Consider the following 18,882-nt stretch of genomic DNA (forward strand, 5'->3'; position numbering starts at 1 on the left):
TGCAACTCGAATACAGGTTCTCGGCGACCTTCAGCCGACGAATGAGGTCCTTGGTCCCGTCGCCTCGGGTCCCATGCCTCTGATCCGGGTCGCCGTTCGCTCAGCAGGCTTGCGGGCATGGGTTCGAGGGTGCGGCGTATTGCCGCGGTGTATGCGACGGGGCAGGGGACGACGGGGGAGAGCGCCGAATTCATCGGCAAGGCACGAAACCGCGAGTGTCTGACCGCATGACGGTCACCGAGGACATACTCCCGCTCGAGGAACCGTCGGTCGTCGGCGATGCCGTGCCCTTGGGGGCGACCGAGCTGTTCTTCTCCACCACCGACCACCACGGCGTTATCCGCCTCGGCAATTCGGTCTTCGCACGAGTCTCCGGCTACGCACTCGACGAACTCGTGGGCGCGCCGCACAATCTGGTGCGCCACCCGGATATGCCTGCCGGGGTCTTCGAGCTGATCTGGGAGCGGCTGCGCGCGAACCGGCCGGTGGGAGGGTTCGTCGAGAATCGTGCCAAGGACGGCTCGGCCTATTGGGTATTCGCCACCATGAGCCCGCTGCACGATGGCTACCTCTCGGTCCGAATCGCCTCGCGCAGTGTGTATTTCGAGCGGATCGCGGCGGTTTACGCGCATGCGCGCGCCGTCGAGGACCTGGCCGCAGCCGCCGGTGTCGGGCGCCGCGAACGGGCGGTGTGCGGGCGGGTGGCCGTCGAAGAAGCCTTGCGCCACCAGGGTTTCGCCTCCTACGACGAGTTCATGGCGACGGCGTTGCCAGCCGAGATATCGGTGCGGGCGGACTCGGTTCGCGAGGCTTTCGCGCGATCGGACTCGCAAGGACCGGTCGGGCAGACACTCTCGGCCGCGCTCGCACTGGACGCGGAGTTCGCTCCTCTGGTCGGGCGGCTGGCCGACTACCAACTGCTGTGCGAGCGGCTGACGGTCGCCGCCCAACGGGTGATCGAGATCGCCTGCCGCCTGGGCATATCCGTCGAGGCCGCACGGGAAGCCTCTCGGCCCGTGGCCGACACCGCACCGGTCCTGGCGAATGTCGCTCGCGTCATGGGCGATCCGATGCGGGACGCGGTGACGGCGCTGCGCAGCCTGCCGACAGCACTGGATCGGTTGCGCACCGACGTGCTGCGACTGCGCTTCCGGATCTCGCTGGCCGTACTGCACAACACCACGGTCGCCGCGTTCGCGGCCGAGGTGATCGACGGCACCGCACCGCCGCAGTCGCTGCAGGCGGTGCCACTGCTGTGCGATGCGGCGGCCTTGGGGTTGGCGGAAATGGCCGAGCAGGTTCACCGCCTCAACGGCGAACTGGCGGCGGTCGCGGCCGTCACCGAACAAGCCGCCGCCGCCCTCGACCGCTTCCGCCGATTCCTGGGGCAATGGCGGATCCTCGTGCTGCGGTACAAGGCCGGGCCGCTGATCGCGGACCAGCTCGCACTCATCGACGCCGAAATCGTGGCGAGCGCGGACTGGATGTCGCTCCTGCATGAGCTCGGGGCCGAATTCCGCAGTGCCACAGTGGTGATCGACACCGACAGGCTGCGACACCAGTGGACGGTGATCAAGCACACGGCCCGCTGACAGCGACCGTGCCGAGAGAGCCGGCCCGAGCAACCGAATCGCAGAGCAGCGCGATCGGCAGCTCGGCCTTCGCCTATTGTCCGGCTCATCACGCCATGCTGACGGTGATGCACCACTTGGTAGGCAACAGCTCGCGGATCGGTGGTGATGGCCAGACCCGTCCGGGCTGCCCGCGCCCGTACCGGTACCGCCAACGGACCCGAATCGGTGACCTCGTAGTTGAGCGTCCTTCAGTTGCGGACGCCGTCGGAGAACAGCTCTCCCGTGCTGACGACCACGAGGGTTGGTGCCGCGCATTCGGGACACGACCGTGACCCGGGTGCGAGTGCGGAAGTACGGCACAACAGGCCGCAATCGAAACATCGCAGTATCCGGCCGCGTAGCCGGTAGATCGGTGTGACCCGCAGTGCACTCACCTCCATATTTGTTTTCTAATATTAGCAAGTATGATATCGCCGGGGAGCGGTGGGATCCTGCGGGGAGGGTGGGCCCGATGTGAGCCCCGGAGCTGCCTATTGTTGGGGCGGGGTGCGTCCGGTGCGTTTCGTCGCCCACCCGACCCTTTTCAGACCGGCATCGCAGAGTTCGAGCAGCCTGCGACGTTCCTCGTCGGAACACTGGGCGGCGAGGACTTCGCTGCGTAGCGCGGCCAGTTCATCCGCAAGGGTTCCCGGATCGCCCAGTGCCAGGGCCTGCCTGGCATCGAGGAGCGCTTGGCGGACTCGGCGTTCCAAGTCGTTCATCACCAACCACCTTCTGCGTGGATATGGGACAACAAAGCCAATGGGTGCGCGGGGCGGACGCGAGACCGCGAGCCACCGAATTGATGGTAAGTCGTCGCACTCTCGTTCGAGTGCGAATCCGGTTGTGCGGCTGAAGATTTGGAAAGTGGAAGTGAGTGGCCCGGGAGGGCTGGCGCGTGCCGGCTGGCGTCGTCGAAACGCGACGCCGATGCTGCGTGTGCCGACACGCCGTGTGACGCGCCCCCTGTCCCGCATCGGTCCCGGTCGCCTTCGGCGAACGTGGCGGTCGGTTCTTATTGTATGTGGTTTCTGCATTGCATTGTTTCGCAATCAGTAGAACACACGCCGAGTTTCTGCTACATCTTGTCGCGTGAGTGACGTACTCGCGGGTTCTCGCACTGTCCCGGCGCGGTGGTGACGCGCCATGGGCTGGCTGCGCACGATCTTGCGGACGGGCAGGGTGGCCGACGCGGCGCCCCCGGGTCCGGCGCGCGCGAATGTGCCTGCGCCGCTGCGGGGTTCGCTGCAATTGCGGCATGTCGACGCGGGTTCCTGCAACGGATGCGAGATCGAGATCTCCGGGGCGTTCGGGCCGGTGTACGACGCGGAACGCTATGGTGCGAGGCTGGTGGCCTCCCCGCGGCACGCGGACGGATTGCTGGTGACCGGGGTCGTGACCCGGAACATGGCCGAAGCGCTTCGTCGCACGCACGCCGCCACGCCTGGGCCCAAGGTCGTGATCGCTTGTGGCGACTGTGCTTTGAACCGTGGCGTGTTCGCCGAAGCCTACGGGGTCGCGGGGGCGGTCGGTGAGATCGTGGACGTCGATATCGAGGTTCCCGGGTGTCCGCCGGCGCCGGAGGCGATCGTGGCGGCGCTGCGGTCGGTGACCGGGCGGTGACCGCCACGATCACGACGACGAGGGCGGGGGACCCGGCCGTACCCCCGGGGCACGAGCCGGTCGGCTCGGTGGTGTCCGGCGTCGTGACGAGCGCGCTGGGTGTGTGCGGTGTGGCGGTGGGAATCGCCGGGCTGCTGGGTCCGGCGCGGTCATTGAGTGTCGGGTGGTTGTTGCCGCTGGCGGGGGTGTATCTGCAGTTGGATCGGCTCGCCGGGTTCTTCTTGGCCCTCACCGGCGCGGTCGCTGTGCCTGTTGGCGTGTACGTGATCGGTTACGCGCGCCGCGAACGGCTGAGCCGGTTGTCGCTGGCGGTGCTGCCGGTGTTCGTGGCGGCGATGCTGCTGGTGCCCGTGGCCGGGGCGGTGACGACGTTCCTGCTGGCGTGGGAGTCGATGGCGCTGGCCTCGCTGGTGTTGGTGTTCACCGAGCACGGGCGGGCGGTCACCCGGCGGGCCGGCGTGTTCTACGCGGTGATGACGCAGCTGGGTTTCGTCGCGATCCTGGCAGGTCTGCTGGTGGCGTCGGCAGCAGTGGGCGGGACGGATCGTTTCGACGCGCTCGCGGGTGTTCCGGACAGTGCCCGTGCCGCGGTCTTCGTGCTCACCGTGGCCGGGTTCGGGTCGAAAGCGGGGTTGGTGCCGTTGCATGCGTGGCTGCCGCGGGCGCACCCGGAGGCTCCCACCCCGGTGTCGGCGCTGATGAGTGCGGCCATGACGAATCTCGGGATCTACGGGATCGTGCGCTTCGAGCTGCAACTGCTGGGTCCGGGACCACGGTGGTGGGGGGTGGTGCTGCTGGCGCTCGGCGCGGTGACGGCCATCTACGGCGTGCTGCAGGCATCGGTGCAGTCCGATCTCAAACGGCTGCTGGCGTTCTCGACTGTCGAGAACATGGGTTTGATCACGCTCGCGTTGGGGGCCGCGACGCTGTTCGCAGCCGCGGGGGCGGGTGCCGCGGCCACGGTGGCCATGGCGGCGGCGATGCTGCATCTGATCGCGCACGCGGCGTTCAAATGCCTCGGATTCCTGGGTGCGGGTGCGGTTTTGGTCGCGACCGGGTTGCGGGATCTTGATCGGCTCGGCGGACTGGCCCGGCGGATGCCCGCGACCACGACCCTGTTCGGGATCGCGGCCCTCGGGGCGTCCGGATTGCCGCTGGGCGCGGGCTTCGTCAGCGAATGGCTCCTCGTACAAGCGCTGATTCACCCAGGTACACAGAATGATTCGGTGGTGGCGTTGGCCGCGCCGCTGGCCGTCGGCGCGGTCGCGCTGACCGCCGGGCTGGGCGTGGCTGCCATGGTCAAGGCGTTCGGCATCGGATTTCTGGCCCGCCCACGCTCACCACGGGCCGCTGCCGCGCGAGAGGCGCCGGCGTCCATGGTGGGGGGAATGGCGGTCGCGGCGGCCGCATGTGTGGTGCTGTCCGTGGTGCCGGCGGCGGTCGGTCCTGCTGTCGGCCGCGTCGTCGGCGCGTTACCAGCCTCGGCCGGAACCGAATTCACCGGATTGGCCTGGACGATCCGCCTACCCGGGCTCGCGGGCAGCATCGCTCCCGGTGCTGTCGCGGCCGCGGTGGCCGCAGCCGCCGTGGCCGTCGCGGCCCTGCTGAAGTGGCGCGCCCGCAGCAATCCCGCGCCCGAGACGCTGCCGTTGTGGGCGTGTGGCGCGGGCCGGACGTCCGCGCGAATGCAGTACACGGCAACCTCTTTCGCCGAACCGTTGCAACGGGTCTTCGACGACGTGCTGCGCCCGGACACCGATATCGAGATCACCCACGTGGCCGAATCCCGGTATCTGGTCGAGCGGGTCTCCTACCGCACGCGGATCACCGACGCGGTCGAAGATCGGCTGTACCGTCCCGTGATTCGGGTCATTCGGTGGGCGGCACTCGCGCTGTCCCGTGCCCACACCGGCAATGTGCACCTGTACCTCGCCTATGGCGCGGCCGGGGTGCTGATCGTGTTGCTGGTGGCGCGGTGACCGGGCTCGCGTACGTGGCCGGCGCGGCCCAGATCAGTGGTGTGATGGCCGGTGCGCCGTTGGTGGTGGGTGTGATGCGGCAGGTCCGAGCACGTGCGGAGGGCCGCGCGGGGGCCGGGATCGGACAGCCGTGGCGGGACCTGCGCAAGCAGTTGCGCAAGCAGTCGATCACCCCGGTCGCCACCACGCTCGTCTTCGTGGCCGCGCCACTGGTGTTGGCGGCGACGACGCTGGTGATCGCCGCCGTCGCTCCGCTCGTCGCGACCGGCTCGCCGCTGGACGCGGCGGCCGATCTGTTCACGGTGGTCGGCCTGTTGTTGGTCGGCACCGTGGCGCTGGCGCTGGGCGGGATCGACACCGGTACCGCGTTCGGCGGTATGGGGGCCAGCCGGGAGACGGTCATCGCGGCGCTGGTCGAGCCGACCATTCTGTTGTCGGTGTTCGCGCTGTCGATTCCCGGCGGTTCATCGAATCTCGGTGCGTTGGTGAGCAATACCCTCGATCATCCGGGGCAGGTGCTGTCGCTGAGCGCGGTACTGGCCGCGGCGGCACTGGTGATCGTGATCATCGCCGAGACGGGACGGCTCCCGGTGGACAACCCGGCCACCCACCTGGAACTGACGATGGTGCACGAGGCCATGGTGCTCGAATACGCCGGGCCCCGGCTGGCGTTGATCGAATGGGCCTCGGCCATGCGGCTGACCGTGCTGCTGGCGTTGTTGGTGAACCTGTTCGTGCCGTGGGGAATCGCGGGCAGCGCGCCGAGCGCGGCCGAGGTGGTGATCGGCGTGGGCGCGATCGCGGCGAAGGTGTTCGTGCTGGCGACGCTGCTGGCGTTCGGGGAGGTGTTCCTGGCCAAGCTGCGCTTGTTCCGGGTGCCCGAACTGCTGGCGGGCTCGTTTCTGCTGGCGCTGCTGGCGGTGACCGCCGCGAGCTTCTTCACTTCCCGAGGCGGTTCATGACTCACTCTGACCCGACACCCCTGAGCTGTCGCTCGTCGCTTGCCGCGGAGGCGTCCGCCGGTCGGGGGCGGCCATGACCGAGGCCGGATATGCGGGTGTGCTCGACTTCGCCGCGGGCGCACTGGTACTCGCGGCGGTGTTCGTGGTGTGGCGACGCGATCTGCGGGCGATCGCGGGGCTGCTCGCGGTGCAAGGCGCCGCGTTGGCGGTGATCCCGCTCGTGCAGGGCGCTCATCATGGCGACGGTCTGCTGCTGGGGGTCGGTGCGGCCGTGCTCGTGCTGCGCGCGGGCGCGCTGCCCTGGTTGCTGGCCCGAGCGATCGGTGCCGAACGCTGGGAGTATCGCGAAGCGACGCCGCTGGTGAACACCGCCTCGTCGCTGTTGATCGCGGCCGGGTTGACGATCGCGGCGTTCGGGGTCACCCGCCCTCTGGTGAATCTGGAGCCGACGCCCGAAACCGCCGCTGTCCCGGCCGCGTTCGCGGTGATCCTGATCGCGTTGTTCGTCATGGCCACCCGCCGCCACGCACTCTCGCAGGCGGCCGGATTCCTCATGCTGGACAACGGGATCGCCGCTACCGCGTTCCTGCTCACCGCCGGTGTGCCGGTGATCGTCGAGCTGGGCGCCTCCCTGGACGTGTTCTTCGCGATCGCGATCATCGGCATCCTCACCGGCCGCCTGCGCCGTGCCTTCGGCGGCGCCGACCTCGACCAGTTGCAGGAGCTGCACGACTGATGACAGCCCTGATCCTTACCGCGATACTCGCGCCGCTCGGCGCGGCGGTGACCGGCGCGGTCGCCGGATGGCGGCGTGGCACAGCGATATTCACCACCGCGACCGCGATCGCCATCCTCGGATGCGCGGCGGCGCTGGGCGTCGGTCTGCACGATCGCGTCCACGTGCTGGCCGGTGGGTTGCTGCGGGTGGACGCCCTGTCGGTGAGCATGCTCGTCGTGATCGGTGTCGTCGGCACCCTCGCCACCTGCGCGGGCATCGGCTATCTCGATGCCGAACTCGCGCACGGCCACATCGACGCGCGCGGCGCTCGCACCTACGCCACGTTGGTGCCCGCGTTCCTCGCCGCGATGGTGCTCGCGGTGTGCGCCAACAATATCGGCGTGGTCTGGGTCGGGATCGAAGCCACCACGGTGGTCACCGCGTTCCTGGTCGGGCACCGCGGCACCCGGACCGCCCTGGAGGCCACCTGGAAGTACGTCATCATCTGCTCGGTGGGCATCGCCGTCGCATTTCTGGGCACCGTGCTGCTGTACTTCGCCGCCCGCCACGCCGGAGCATCCGCCGAACAGGCGTTAGACCTGGATGTGCTGCTCGCGCACGCACACGGTCTCGATCCGAATGTCACGCGCTTGGCCGGGGGATTGCTGTTGATCGGCTACGGCGCCAAGGCCGGACTGGTCCCGTTCCACACGTGGCTGGCCGACGCGCACAGCCAGGCGCCTGCACCGGTGTCGGCATTGATGAGCGGGGTGCTGCTGGCGGTCGCGGTGTCGGTGGTGCTGCGGATCAAGCCGATCGTCGACGCCGCGACCGGCGCCGGATATCTGCGGACCGGGCTGCTGATCGTCGGCCTGGCGACGCTGCTGATCGCCGCGGCCATGCTGACCGTCACCCGCGACCTCAAACGGATGCTGGCCTATTCCTCCATGGAGAACATGGGTTTGATCGCGGTCGCCGCCGCAGCGGGGACCCGCCTCGCGATCGCGGCACTGCTGCTGCACGTGCTCGCCCACGGCATCGGCAAGACCGTCCTGTTCTTGTCCACCGGTCCGCTGCAGGCCGCGCACCGATCCACCGCCCTCGCCGCGATCAGGGGCGTCGCCTCCCGGTCCCGAGTGATCGGCGTCGCCTTCGGCGCGGGCACCGTCGTGCTGCTGGGATTGCCGCCGTTCGCGATGTTCGCCAGCGAAGTGGCCATCGCACGATCGCTGGCCGACGCGCGCCTGGCGTGGGCGCTGATTCTCGCGCTGCTGTTGATCGCCGTCGCCTTCGCCGCGCTGGTCCGCAATGCCGGGCGCATCCTGCTCGGCGCCGCCCCCGACGCCCCCGCCATTGTCGTGCCGGTCACGATCACGGTGGCTTTGGTTGCGGGAGTGACGGTTTCGATCGCATTGGGCATCACCGCCGGACCGTTCACCGACCTGTTCACCACGGCCGCCGAGCAAATGAGCCCACGATGACCGCTGTCCGGCGTCGCAGCCTGGTCACGACCGACGACCTCACCGACACCGCGGAAGAACTCCTCGGCGACGGATACCGGCTCGCCCTGGTCGCCGCACACGACGAGGACCCGATGCTGCGGGTGGTGTATCTGTTCCTGGCCGGACGACCCGACCGCAGGGTGGAGCTCGAATGCCTGCTGCCGGTGCGTGATCCGGTGCTGCCGTCGATGGCGTACATGTCCTTTCCCGCCGGGCGGTTCGAGCGGGAAATGATGGATCTGTTCGGAATTCGCCTCCTCGGCCACCCCCGGCCGCGGCCGTTGGTGCGGCATGCGCACTGGCCCTCGGACTGGCATCCGATGCGCGCCGGCGCGGGCGCGATCCCCGATTTCCAGGGAGCGGGGGAGTTGCGATTCCTCACCGTCGCCGGGGACGGGGTCTACGAGATCCCGGTCGGCCCGGTGCACGCGGGCCTCATCGAGCCCGGGCATTTCCGGTTCTCGGTCGTCGGGGAGACCGTCGTCCAGCTCAAGGCACGGCTGTGGTACGTGCATCGAGGCATCGAGCGGCTCTTCCAGGGCCGCCCGGTCACCGGTGCCGTGGAGTTGGCCGAGCGGATCAGCGGCGACACGTCCGTGGCGCACGCGCTGGCCCACAGTCTGGCGGTCGAGGACGCGTGCGGGCTGATCGTGCCGGGCGAGGTACACCGCTTGCGCGCCATGCTCGTCGAGCTCGAGCGGCTCTACAACCACGCCGCCGATCTCGGCGCGCTCGCCAACGACGTCGGATTCGGGTTGGCCAATGCCCACGCCCAGCGGATCCGGGAAGACCTGCTGCGCATGAATGCCGCCGTCACCGGGCATCGGCTGCTGCGCGGCGCGATCCGGCCCGGCGGCGTCGTGGTGCGTGCGCTGCCCGACCCGGCACGATTGACGGCCCTCGCCGCGGACCTCGCCGAGGTCGCGGAGCTGACCCTGCGCAATGCGGTGATCTACGACCGCTTCGCCGGGACCGGCGTCCTGAGCGCCGACGATGCGCGTGCGCTCGGCTGCCTCGGCGGTCCGGCCCGTGCCAGTGGTCTGGTCACCGACGCGCGTCTGGACCATCCCACCATCGACCTGCCGGTCACCGAGATCGCTGCCGCGAGCGGTGACGTGCTGGCCCGCTACACCGTACGCCGCGACGAATTCGCCGCCGCCGCAACGCTGATCGCCGACCTCGTGACGAACCACCATGGCCCCCTGCGATTCACGGCCGAGCCGCGGGAGATTCGCGCGGGCTGCGGGGTGGGGATCGTGGAAGGCTGGCGCGGCACCATCGTGCATCGCGTCGAGGCCGACCACCTCGGCCGATTGACCCGCGCCAAGATCGTCGACCCGTCGTGGTTCAACTGGCCCGCCCTGCCGGTCGCCATGACCGAGACGATCGTCCCCGATTTCCCGCTGGTCAACAAGAGTTTCAACCTCTCCTACGCGGGCAACGACCTGTGATCACCACCCGCAGCGGTGCAGGGTGATTGCGCTGTTTGCTAAACTCTGCAATCAACGGGTGGTGATCGGGAGAGACGCCGCGATCGGCGAGAGGAGTGGCAGGCATGCCAGGACTGCAGCAGCCGCTCTATCAGATGAAGGCCGACTTCTTCAAAACCTTGGGTCACCCGGTGCGCATCCGAGTGTTGGAACTACTCAGTGAGCGCGAGCGCGCTGTGTCGGAGATGCTGACCGAGATCGGGGTCGAGCCGGCCAATCTCTCACAGCAATTGTCGATCCTGCGCCGAGCGGGCTTGGTCACCGGCCGCCGCGAAGGACTCTCGGTGACCTACGAACTCACCTCTTCCGAAGTCGCCGAGCTGCTCGCCACGGCGCGAACCATCCTCACCGGCGTCGTTGCGGGCCAGGTCGAAGCCCTGGAACAGCCCGCGTAACCGAGCGTGCACACACCCTCCGGGGTGGGTGTGTGCGTGATCACTGATTGCAGTATTTCTAAACTCATAACCTAGCTGTTTCGTGAAGGAGAACCGCCGTGACCAACCAGTCCACCACTGCCAGCGGGACCGTTGCGGCCCTGACCCAGCACGAGGGCATCCTCGCCTGGGTGGCCGAGGTCGCCGAGCTCACCGCACCGGAACAGATCGTGTTCTGCGACGGCTCCCGCGCGGAGTGGGACCGGCTGACCGGCATCCTCGTGGACAAGGGCACGTTCGTGCCGCTGGCACAGAAGCCGAACTCCTTCTGGTGTGTCTCCGATCCCGATGACGTCGCGCGCGTCGAGGACCGGACCTTCATCTGCTCCGAGCGCAAAGAAGACGCCGGGCCGACCAACAACTGGGTCGATCCGGTCGATATGCGCACGGTCATGACCGAGCACTACCGCGGGTCCATGGCCGGGCGCACCATGTACGTGATCGCTTTCTGCATGGGACCTCTCGACGCCGAGGACCCGAAATTCGGTGTACAGGTGACCGATTCGGAATACGTCGCGGTGTCGATGCAGATCATGACTCGCTCCGGTACGCCGGTGTGGGAAAAGCTCGGCGAGGGAACGGAGTTCGTGAAATGCCTGCACTCGGTGGGGATGCCCCTGTCCGATGGACACGCCGATGTGGCGTGGCCGTGCGACAGGACGAAATACATCGCGCACTTCCCGGAATCGCGCACGATCTGGAGCTACGGGTCCGGCTACGGCGGCAACGCGCTGCTGGGCAAGAAGTGCTTCGCGCTGCGCATCGCCTCGGTGATCGGGCGCGACGAGGGCTGGCTGGCCGAACACATGCTCATCCTGAAACTGACCTCGCCTGAGGGGAAGACGCACTACATCGCGGCGGCGTTCCCCTCCTCGTGCGGCAAGACCAACCTGGCCATGCTCGAACCCGCACTCCCGGGCTGGAAGGCCGAGACCGTCGGCGACGACATCGCGTGGATGCGCTTCGGCGCCGACGGCCGGCTCTACGCGGTCAACCCGGAAGCCGGATTCTTCGGTGTGGCACCGGGAACCGGCGCGAAGACCAATCCGAACGCCATCGCCACCATCGAGCGCGGCAACTCCATCTTCACCAATGTCGCCCGCACCGACGACGGCGACATCTGGTGGGAGGGCTCGAGCGACGAGGCGCCCGCTCATCTGATCGATTGGCACGGCAACGACTGGACTCCGGCATCGGGAACCCCTGCCGCGCACCCGAATTCCCGCTACTGCACCCCGATCGAGCAGTGCCCGTCGGTCGCGCCGGAGTGGAACGATCCGGCGGGCGTGCCGATCTCGGCGATCTTCTTCGGCGGACGCCGTGCCTCCACGATCCCACTGGTCACCGAGACCTTCGATTGGGCGCACGGGGTGTTCACCGCCTCGGTGCTGTCCTCGGAGACCACCGCCGCGGCCGCGGGCAAGGTCGGCGTGGTCCGCCGCGACCCGATGGCGATGCTGCCGTTCCTGGGCTACCACGTCGGCGACTACTTCGCCCACTGGCTATCCCTGGCCGAACGCGAGGGCGCACAGCTGCCGAAGATCTTCCAGGTCAACTGGTTCCGCCGCAGCGCCGACGGGAAGTTCCTGTGGCCCGGCTTCGGTGACAACGTCCGCGTGCTGAAGTGGGCTCTCGAGCGCCTCGACGGCACCGCGCCCGCCGCACCCACCCCCGTCGGCTGGGTGCCGACGCCCGAATCGCTGGATCTGGACGGGCTCGGCGAGGCCGAACGCGCATTGGCCGTCGCCGCGCTCGAAGTAGACCTCGACGAATGGGCTACCGAGATCGCTTCCATTGACGACTGGTACGCCACCATCGGCGGCAACCGGCTGCCCGAGCAGCTCCGCGAGCAGCTCGCTGCCCTGAAAACCCGGCTCGCCCAGGCGCGTTCGGGCAGCAACGCCGACGGAGCCCGCTGATCGTGCGGGCGCTGTTACCGGCCTGGTCGGACTGGCGGCCCGCGCTGCGATCCCCGGGTGCGGACCTGCTGTCCGGGTTGATCGTCGCGCTGGTGGCGCTGCCGCTGGCGCTGGGCTTCGGCATCAGCTCCGGTCTCGGCGCGGCCGCCGGTATCGCGACGGCGATCGTGGCCGCGGTGTTCGGCGGCTCCCGTTTCCGGTTTCTGCTCGAACTCGCCGAAGTGTCCGATGTGCACGTGGTCATTCTGCGCATGTCTCACATCACCGCCCTCGACACCACCGGCGCGCTGGTTCTCGAGGACGCCATCGGCAAGCTCGAACATCGTGGCATCGCCGTGCTCATGTCCGGTCTGCGCGCCGACCATCGTCGTCGCCTCGCTGCGATCGGAGCCCTGCCGGTCGGGGGCGAAGGCAGCATCTTCGCCCATACACCCGAGGCCATCGCCCATGCTCGCGCCTGCCTCCCCGACCCCGTGAAAGCGATCAGCCGATGACCGAACGCACGACACCGACACTCGCACAACGCATCCGCTACATTTGCGGCGGCGTGCTGCCACCGCAGATGTCGGCGTGGGTGATCAACGACCTCACCGGCCCCGGCGCGGTCCGCCGCTACATGCTGCGGATTCTGATCCCGATCATTCCGCCGCTGTGTCTATTCCTGCTCATCCCCGGACCGCTGTGGATGGGACTGGCCATGATGGCGCTGCTGTATCTGCCGCTGATTTACTTCACCGCGGCCCTGATGTACGTGTTCCGCCGCGCCCGCCTCGTCAAACACGGCCTGGATCCGGCGCTCGCCGATGCGCGTGAACGCGAAAACAGCGCAGCCGTACGGGAAGCCTACGAGCGGCGGCACGGTCGGGCCTGAAGCCGCAGCGGGAACGGATTCCGTTGCCATTGCATATGACTGCTGGCTTTCTGAGATAGAAATCCCACGTCCGCTCACACCTCTGAGAGTGAGGGCCTCTACAGTGACCACCCACCTCGACTCCGGTCACGGGAACGACGCGGCTCAGCGTCGCAACCCGGACCCGAGACGCTTCGGAACCGCAGTGGTGGCGGTGTGGGGCGGCCGGGGCAATCGAACAAACCGCTCGTGTTGGACCGCGATGGAAGACTACGCGGCGCTGCTGACCGACCGTACAGTCCTGCCCGCCACGACCACCCCCTACACGACATGTCGCCCGTCCTCGGTGGCGGCGCGAATCAAGAAACTACCCCCACAGACCGTCGCCGTCTTCCTGATGGGACTCAACGCCACGGAATCCGCTGCCGTGCAGTCGATCACGGCCGCGACCGGTGCGCGCCCAGTGGTCTCCGAAACCGACGCGCTCACCGCCGCAGTGGCCGCCGCAGCGGTAACAGCACTGCGCGCGAAGCGAATTCCGCCCCGGCAAGGCCGGTTGGCGGTGATCGGCGCGGATCGGGCGCCGCTGCTGGAATCGGTGCTGTACGAGTGCGGGGCCGCCCACGTCACCGCCATCCACAGCGAAATGCTGCTGGGGCCCGCTATTCGCAAGCTGATGGTCGTCCACGACATCATGGTCGACCTCACCGGCCGGGACTCGATGTGGGCAGTCCCCACCCGGACCGTCGCGGTCCCCGCCGACCCGTTCGGATTCGCCGCGCTCGCACTGCCCGGACTGCTCAGCGCACTCTGCGGCCACGGCGCATCCTCCGTCACGATCCACGCCCTCGCCGCGGCCGCACGGGCGCTCGCACTCATCACGCCCGTCGATCGGGCGCTACCCGATGGTCGCGATCATCGGCTGGTCCCCGTGGTGGCGCGGCAGGTGAGCCGGGTCTTGGGCGCACCTGCCGCAGGACGACCGCAATCCCGGCCGTGATTGTGCGGCGCTGGTACATCGACGACCGTGACGTAATCACGGTCGTCATGTGGCATCACCCGCCTGGACCGACGAACCCGATTCGCATATGAGGAAGCCGGCACCCGTATCGGTCGCACCGTCTTACCTGTGTCACCGCGCCTGTGTGGGATGGGCGCGGTGACACCGGCATCGGGGCGTGCGGCCTCGCCTTTGGTCGCGGAGGTGAAACGCCGAAAGGCCGGGGACGGTCGCTACGTTTGGCATCCCTTCGAACCCAACGGGGATTTCGAGCGGACATGGTGGTACGAGCCTCGCTTCGAAGGTGACTCGTTCGAGTTTCTCTCGTTCCGCCTCGGCGCAACCGAGGTGGCGCGAGTCGCTCTCGGCGACGACACCACGCTCTGCCGCTGCGCTGGTCCAGCACTGTGGACCGAGGCCACTCTCGAAGTCCAGTTCCTCGAGGTGGCCGTTCCCCATCGTCGCCAGGGGATCGGCGCTCGTGTCGTCGAGCTACTCGTCCAGTCGTATCCGGATTCTCAGTTGGTGGTCTTCGGTGACGGCGTCGAACGGTTCTGGTCTTCGATCGGCTGGCGCCGCTGCTGCCGGCATCGCGGGAGGGGCGAGTGTCATCCGATGTTCGCGGCACCACCGCCGCAGGATCGAATTCGGTAGCGGCCCAAGGTCTCCGGTGCTCGTATCCGCCGTGCAGCGCGACGAGCTCGCCGGACCGGTCCCAGCCCCGGCGCGGCGACTACCGGCCGAAGGTTGCGATGATGTGTGTGCGTGCCAGGGCGTGGCCGAACAGGTTGAAGCCCAGGACACCCGGTGTCGCGTGTGCGGGCAGCACGAGGCTCTCGACATCGACTGCGTGAACGGTGAAGTAGTACCGATGGTTGCCATGCCCCGGAGGTGGTGCCGCACCGACATAGCCGGTAATGAGGCCATCGTTGACCAGCGCAATCGCACCAACCGGCAGAGAGCCGCCTTCGCTGCCCGCGCCCGTGGCCAGCGAGGTGACCGTGACCGGGATATCGAACACCGCCCAATGCCAGAATCCCGATGCCGTCGGCGCATCCGGGTCGTAGCAGGTGACTGCGAAGCTCTTGGTCTCGGCCGGAAAATCGGACCAAGACAACTGCGGGGAGATGTCCTTGCCGCCCGCACCGAAAATCCCGCTGACCTGATCGAGCCCCAGCGACTGTCCGTCGATGATATCGGCGGAGGTCAGCCGGAAGGCGGGCAACTTCGGGAGCGGTCCGTACGGATCATAGGAATGGTCGGGCATCGTGTCGTCCTCGCTCATATCAGCAGTGCTCCAACGGGTGGCTGTGCCGAACTCGACTCATTGCTGCCAAGCAGCCGTCCACGGGGATAGGACGGCAGATCCTCCGAGCGTGCTCGGAGCATCGACCCGTCTGGATGGCCATGACCAGCCACAGCACGGCGTCGATTCACACCGATGTCCAAGGCAATCGCCGCGTCGTCAGCGAAACCTCTATCGCGACAATAGATTACACGGCTAGCGTGGAACACGGAGGAGCGCGTTGATGATCGCGATAGTACGTGTGGCAAGTGCGTCCGATCCCAGGCGTGCGGCAGGCGCTCCGGCCGGGCGATTGTCAGGGATCATCAGTAACAAAGGAGTCGTCACGAGCTCTCCAGTCCGCGGTGGGCGAGAGCTGCGGCTTCGCCTCGGGTTTCCACCTCGAGCTTTTTCAGGACCCGGGTCACGTGAAATTTGATGGTGTTCTCGCTGACGCCGAGGTCGGCGGCGATCACCCTGTTGCGTTTTCCTTCGACCAAGCGGGCGAGCACTTCTCGTTCCCGCGAGTTGAGGCGTGCCAGTCGATCGCGACCGGGCTGCTCGGGACTCCTGGTCGCGTAGTTCGATACGCAATGATGTGTCGCTGCGAGTCCATGCGACGCGCAGGCGAGTCAGCGTGGGCTGCGCCGCGAAAGCCAGTGCGGCAGTACGGGTCATGGCGATCGCGGCCTGCGCGATCTCACTCGGAAGTGGACGTCCGTCCTTCTCCGGGGTCACGAATTCGATGCGGGTGTGGCAGTGGCGTAGTGCTGAGCGCAGCTCGCGGCGGCTGCGTGCGAACGCCGACGAGGCGGATTCCTCGGCCAGTTCGCGCTCGGCGTCCTGGGTGGCGCGCAGCGCTAGCAGCGCTTCCGCCGCGGCGTCGGACGCCGCCGAACGGGCGCGTGCGTCGTCGAGGGTGCTCGATCTGAGCGGTGCGAGGATCGCCTGCAGCCCTGCCTGATGTGTCGCGGTCAGTTCGGCGGTCGTTCTCGCCCGTTCGATCGACGCTGCCCGCGATTCCGCGAGATAGTCGGGGCCGGCCTGCACGACCTGCTGGCGGATCGAGGTCGCGACGATTCCGAAGGCGGCAGCCAAATCGGCCGCACCAGGGAAGGTGCCGTCGGACGCCCGCGGAAGCAGGACGAGCAATGTCCCACCGGGATCGCGCACCGTCTGCACAACCGTCGGAATTCCAGCGATCGCGGCCGTCCGCTCGGCCCACCCGCCAGGTTCGAGGCTTCGTTTGATCTCGTCGAGTTCGGTGATGGTGACCCGATCCACGACTTCCGGTGGGCCGGCGACCTTGCGCGGCCGGCCCGTGCACTCCCGGGTGAAGATGATCAGCGCGGTGTGCGGCCAGCGGTCGGCGACAAGGCGGGAGAATCGCCGAGCGATGTCGGGCAGCGGGCCGTCGATTACCTTGCGGAGCGCCCTCAGCTCGCTCGCCGAGCTGTCCGGGGGCGCAAGTTGCGGGTCGAGCATCTGCCCGACTGTACTGCGCGATCAGTGGCGGAAAGCCAGCGGGCGCTCTGCTTTTCGCGCTCATTCGTCCGGGTGGTTCTACTATCCGATCGGGTAGGCGAACGCCGTGGTCGGCGTGGTTAGTGTCGGTCGGCATGCGTCCGAACGCATGATTCACCGATCCGATGCAGAGGGAACCGACACTGATGCCACAGCATGTGCAAGGCGTTATCGCCAGATCCAAGGGCGCACCCGTTGAGATCACGCAGATCGTCATCCCTGATCCCGGGCCCGGTGAGGTGGTGGTCGCCGTCGCCGCCTGCGGGGTGTGCCATACCGACCTGACCTACCGCGAGGGCGGCATCAACGACGAGTTCCCGTTCCTGCTCGGTCACGAGGCGGCGGGCACCGTCGAAAGTGTCGGTCCGGGAGTCACTTCCGTCGCCCCCGGCGATTTCGTGGTGCTGAACTGGCGGGCGGTGTGCGGCCGGTGCCGCGCCTGCAAACGCGGACGCCCGCAATACTGCTTCAGCACGTTCAACGCCGAGCAGAAGATGACCCTGATCGACGGGACCGAGCTCACTCCGGCGCTGGGCATCGGTGCGTTCGCCGAGAAGACTCTGGTGCACTCCGGTCAGTGCACCAAGGTGGATCCGGCCGCTGATCCGGCCGTGGTGGGATTGCTGGGTTGCGGCGTCATGGCCGGTCTGGGAGCGGCGATGAATACCGGTGAGGTCGGCCGGGGTGATGCTGTCGCTGTCATCGGATGCGGCGGAGTCGGCGACGCCGCCATCGTGGGCGCCCGCTTGGCCGGCGCCACCAAGATCATCGCAGTGGATCGCGACCGCCGAAAGCTGGCGTGGGCCGAGGATCTCGGTGCGACGCATACCGTCGATGTCTCCGAAACCGATGTGGTACAGGCGATTCAGGAGATCACCGGCGGATTCGGAGCCGACGTCGTCATCGACGCGGTCGGCCGTCCCGAGACCTGGAAGCAGGCTTTCTACGCCCGCGATCTGGCCGGGACGGTGGTGCTCGTCGGTGTTCCGACGCCCGAGCTGAGGCTGGAGATGCCCATGCTGGACTTCTTCTCCCATGGCGGCGCGCTGAAGTCCTCCTGGTACGGAGATTGCTTGCCGGAGCGCGACTTCCCGATGCTGGTCGAGCTCTACCGGCAGGGTCGGCTGCCGCTGGCCGAGTTCGTCACCGAGCGGATCGAGCTCGGCGCGGTCGAGCAGGCATTCCTCACGATGCACGCCGGTGAGGTGCTGCGTTCGGTCGTCGTGCTGTGAGCGGCGAGAACGGACGGGGCCTCGAGGTCAGGTCTAGGCGGCCGAGTTGTCGAGGGGTTCGTCGAGTGCGGGTAGGGGGCGCCGACAGATCTCACGAGCTTCCTCGGGCGGGAGGCCGAACATGCGCAGGAGATCCTCGGCTACCTGATCGGCAGCCTCGGCATCGTCACGTTCCGGATGAGCGTGGAGCAGCTGCCCGAGGCAGATGGCGGCGCCGGCGACGACGGTCATGGCCAGCTCCGGGTCTCGAACGTCGAAACGCCCGGCGCCGGCCGCGGCCTCGATGTCACGCCGTGCGCGGGGTGCGAGACCCCTGTCCGAGCTCGCGAGGTTGAACCCGTCATTGAGAATGACCTTGCTGAGGGTGGGATGCCTGCGGTGCAGGCGGCCGGTGAGGCGAAAGCTCTGCGCGAAGACCTGGGCCGGATCTTCCACGCCGTCGCACAACAGGTCCAGGAGTGCGCCGTGGTGGTCGAGCGCCTCCTCGACGGCGGTGTGGAACAGTTCCTCGCGGCTCTGGAAGTGGTTGTAGAACGAGCCCATTCCGACGTCGGCGGCCTGGGTGATCTCGAGGATCGGCACGTTGAGCTTGCCCTCGGCCAGCAGGGACTGCGCCGCGCCGACCAGTGCGGCACGGGTCCGCGCCTTGCGGCGTTCGAGGCGGTTGGGTTCCGAACCGTTGCCTGCGGTCATCGATGCACCTCTCCTGGCGTACTTGCTCGTCATCATACATTTCGGCTCAATTTTGACG

General features: G+C 67.9%; 16 protein-coding genes and 1 pseudogene. 13 read left to right on the forward strand and 4 right to left on the reverse strand.

Annotation, left to right across the window (positions count from 1 at the left end; all coding sequences use genetic code 11):
* Window positions 1–227: 227 nt before the first annotated feature.
* Window positions 228–1,592, forward strand: coding sequence for a PAS domain-containing protein (locus tag H0264_RS22120; protein WP_181579302.1), 1,365 nt, complete (start codon window positions 228–230; stop codon window positions 1,590–1,592).
* A 512-nt stretch (window positions 1,593–2,104) separates the two neighbouring features.
* Here the strand turns inward: H0264_RS22120 and H0264_RS22125 are convergent.
* Window positions 2,105–2,335, reverse strand: a complete 231-nt coding sequence (locus H0264_RS22125; protein WP_181579303.1) for a hypothetical protein — start codon at window positions 2,333–2,335, stop codon at window positions 2,105–2,107.
* 424 nt (window positions 2,336–2,759) lie between these two features.
* Here H0264_RS22125 and H0264_RS22130 point away from each other — a divergent pair, with 424 nt between their 5' ends.
* The 11 genes from H0264_RS22130 (at window position 2,760) to H0264_RS22185 (ending at window position 14,090) form a co-directional block, all read left to right on the forward strand.
* A complete protein-coding gene (locus H0264_RS22130) occupies window positions 2,760–3,236 on the forward strand; it encodes an NADH-quinone oxidoreductase subunit B family protein (RefSeq protein ID WP_181579304.1) in 477 nt (158 codons plus the stop codon).
* A gap of 68 nt (window positions 3,237–3,304) precedes the next feature.
* On the forward strand, window positions 3,305–5,215 hold the full coding sequence (locus H0264_RS22135) for a proton-conducting transporter transmembrane domain-containing protein (protein WP_244976274.1): 1,911 nt from the start codon (window positions 3,305–3,307) through the stop codon (window positions 5,213–5,215).
* A 44-nt stretch (window positions 5,216–5,259) separates the two neighbouring features.
* The gene (locus H0264_RS22140; protein ID WP_181585749.1) at window positions 5,260–6,177 is read left to right on the forward strand and encodes a respiratory chain complex I subunit 1 family protein; all 918 of its coding nucleotides are present in this window, start codon (window positions 5,260–5,262) and stop codon (window positions 6,175–6,177) included.
* Window positions 6,178–6,250: 73 nt separating this feature from the next.
* A complete protein-coding gene (locus tag H0264_RS22145; RefSeq protein ID WP_181579306.1) occupies window positions 6,251–6,913 on the forward strand; it encodes a hypothetical protein in 663 nt (220 codons plus the stop codon).
* On the forward strand, window positions 6,913–8,376 hold the full coding sequence (locus tag H0264_RS22150; RefSeq protein ID WP_181579307.1) for a proton-conducting transporter transmembrane domain-containing protein: 1,464 nt from the start codon (window positions 6,913–6,915) through the stop codon (window positions 8,374–8,376). The genes H0264_RS22145 and H0264_RS22150 overlap by 1 nt, the downstream gene beginning before the upstream one ends.
* Window positions 8,373–9,848 (forward strand): hydrogenase large subunit, encoded by a 1,476-nt coding sequence (locus tag H0264_RS22155; RefSeq protein ID WP_181579308.1) that lies wholly within the window; start codon window positions 8,373–8,375, stop codon window positions 9,846–9,848. Before H0264_RS22150 ends, H0264_RS22155 begins: the two co-directional genes overlap by 4 nt.
* A gap of 104 nt (window positions 9,849–9,952) precedes the next feature.
* Window positions 9,953–10,282, forward strand: coding sequence for an ArsR/SmtB family transcription factor (locus H0264_RS22160; protein ID WP_181579309.1), 330 nt, complete (start codon window positions 9,953–9,955; stop codon window positions 10,280–10,282).
* Between the two features lie 98 nt (window positions 10,283–10,380).
* Window positions 10,381–12,240, forward strand: a complete 1,860-nt coding sequence (locus H0264_RS22165; protein WP_181579310.1) for a phosphoenolpyruvate carboxykinase (GTP) — start codon at window positions 10,381–10,383, stop codon at window positions 12,238–12,240.
* A 2-nt stretch (window positions 12,241–12,242) separates the two neighbouring features.
* Window positions 12,243–12,734 (forward strand): sodium-independent anion transporter, encoded by a 492-nt coding sequence (locus tag H0264_RS38730; RefSeq protein WP_276514503.1) that lies wholly within the window; start codon window positions 12,243–12,245, stop codon window positions 12,732–12,734.
* Entirely contained in the window at window positions 12,731–13,111 is a 381-nt protein-coding gene (locus tag H0264_RS22180) for a DUF5313 family protein (protein WP_181579311.1), read from the forward strand. The genes H0264_RS38730 and H0264_RS22180 overlap by 4 nt, the downstream gene beginning before the upstream one ends.
* Before the next feature lie 241 nt (window positions 13,112–13,352).
* On the forward strand, window positions 13,353–14,090 hold the full coding sequence (locus tag H0264_RS22185) for a hypothetical protein (protein ID WP_181579312.1): 738 nt from the start codon (window positions 13,353–13,355) through the stop codon (window positions 14,088–14,090).
* 733 nt (window positions 14,091–14,823) lie between these two features.
* Here the strand turns inward: H0264_RS22185 and H0264_RS22190 are convergent.
* Window positions 14,824–15,375, reverse strand: a complete 552-nt coding sequence (locus tag H0264_RS22190; protein WP_420831983.1) for a YbhB/YbcL family Raf kinase inhibitor-like protein — start codon at window positions 15,373–15,375, stop codon at window positions 14,824–14,826.
* A 344-nt stretch (window positions 15,376–15,719) separates the two neighbouring features.
* Window positions 15,720–16,860, reverse strand: a pseudogene (locus H0264_RS22195) (LuxR C-terminal-related transcriptional regulator).
* A gap of 185 nt (window positions 16,861–17,045) precedes the next feature.
* Between H0264_RS22195 and H0264_RS22200 the strand changes: the two are divergent.
* Window positions 17,046–18,131 carry an S-(hydroxymethyl)mycothiol dehydrogenase gene (locus H0264_RS22200; RefSeq protein ID WP_181579313.1) on the forward strand — a complete coding sequence of 362 codons (1,086 nt, stop codon included), beginning with the start codon at window positions 17,046–17,048 and terminating at the stop codon, window positions 18,129–18,131.
* Between the two features lie 33 nt (window positions 18,132–18,164).
* On the opposite strand, the gene H0264_RS22205 is transcribed toward H0264_RS22200, so the two are convergent.
* Complete coding sequence (locus H0264_RS22205; protein WP_220139813.1) at window positions 18,165–18,824, reverse strand: TetR/AcrR family transcriptional regulator; 660 nt, start codon at window positions 18,822–18,824, stop codon at window positions 18,165–18,167.
* Window positions 18,825–18,882: the final 58 nt, after the last annotated feature.

The sequence above is a fragment of the Nocardia huaxiensis genome, from assembly GCF_013744875.1.
In the GTDB taxonomy this organism is placed as follows: domain Bacteria; phylum Actinomycetota; class Actinomycetes; order Mycobacteriales; family Mycobacteriaceae; genus Nocardia; species Nocardia huaxiensis.

What these genes read in the sequence shown, in the direction of transcription:
- H0264_RS22120 (WP_181579302.1), top strand. Translation starts at nt 228, where the DNA reads ATGACGGTCACCGAGGACATACTCCCGCTCGAGGAACCGTCGGTCGTC.
- H0264_RS22125 (WP_181579303.1), bottom strand. Translation starts at nt 2,335, where the DNA reads ATGAACGACTTGGAACGCCGAGTCCGCCAAGCGCTCCTCGATGCCAGG.
- H0264_RS22130 (WP_181579304.1), top strand. Translation starts at nt 2,760, where the DNA reads ATGGGCTGGCTGCGCACGATCTTGCGGACGGGCAGGGTGGCCGACGCG.
- H0264_RS22140 (WP_181585749.1), top strand. Translation starts at nt 5,260, where the DNA reads ATGGCCGGTGCGCCGTTGGTGGTGGGTGTGATGCGGCAGGTCCGAGCA.
- H0264_RS22145 (WP_181579306.1), top strand. Translation starts at nt 6,251, where the DNA reads ATGACCGAGGCCGGATATGCGGGTGTGCTCGACTTCGCCGCGGGCGCA.
- H0264_RS22150 (WP_181579307.1), top strand. Translation starts at nt 6,913, where the DNA reads ATGACAGCCCTGATCCTTACCGCGATACTCGCGCCGCTCGGCGCGGCG.
- H0264_RS22155 (WP_181579308.1), top strand. Translation starts at nt 8,373, where the DNA reads ATGACCGCTGTCCGGCGTCGCAGCCTGGTCACGACCGACGACCTCACC.
- H0264_RS22160 (WP_181579309.1), top strand. Translation starts at nt 9,953, where the DNA reads ATGCCAGGACTGCAGCAGCCGCTCTATCAGATGAAGGCCGACTTCTTC.
- H0264_RS22180 (WP_181579311.1), top strand. Translation starts at nt 12,731, where the DNA reads ATGACCGAACGCACGACACCGACACTCGCACAACGCATCCGCTACATT.
- H0264_RS22185 (WP_181579312.1), top strand. Translation starts at nt 13,353, where the DNA reads ATGGAAGACTACGCGGCGCTGCTGACCGACCGTACAGTCCTGCCCGCC.
- H0264_RS22190 (WP_420831983.1), bottom strand. Translation starts at nt 15,375, where the DNA reads ATGAGCGAGGACGACACGATGCCCGACCATTCCTATGATCCGTACGGA.
- H0264_RS22200 (WP_181579313.1), top strand. Translation starts at nt 17,046, where the DNA reads ATGCCACAGCATGTGCAAGGCGTTATCGCCAGATCCAAGGGCGCACCC.
- H0264_RS22205 (WP_220139813.1), bottom strand. Translation starts at nt 18,824, where the DNA reads ATGACCGCAGGCAACGGTTCGGAACCCAACCGCCTCGAACGCCGCAAG.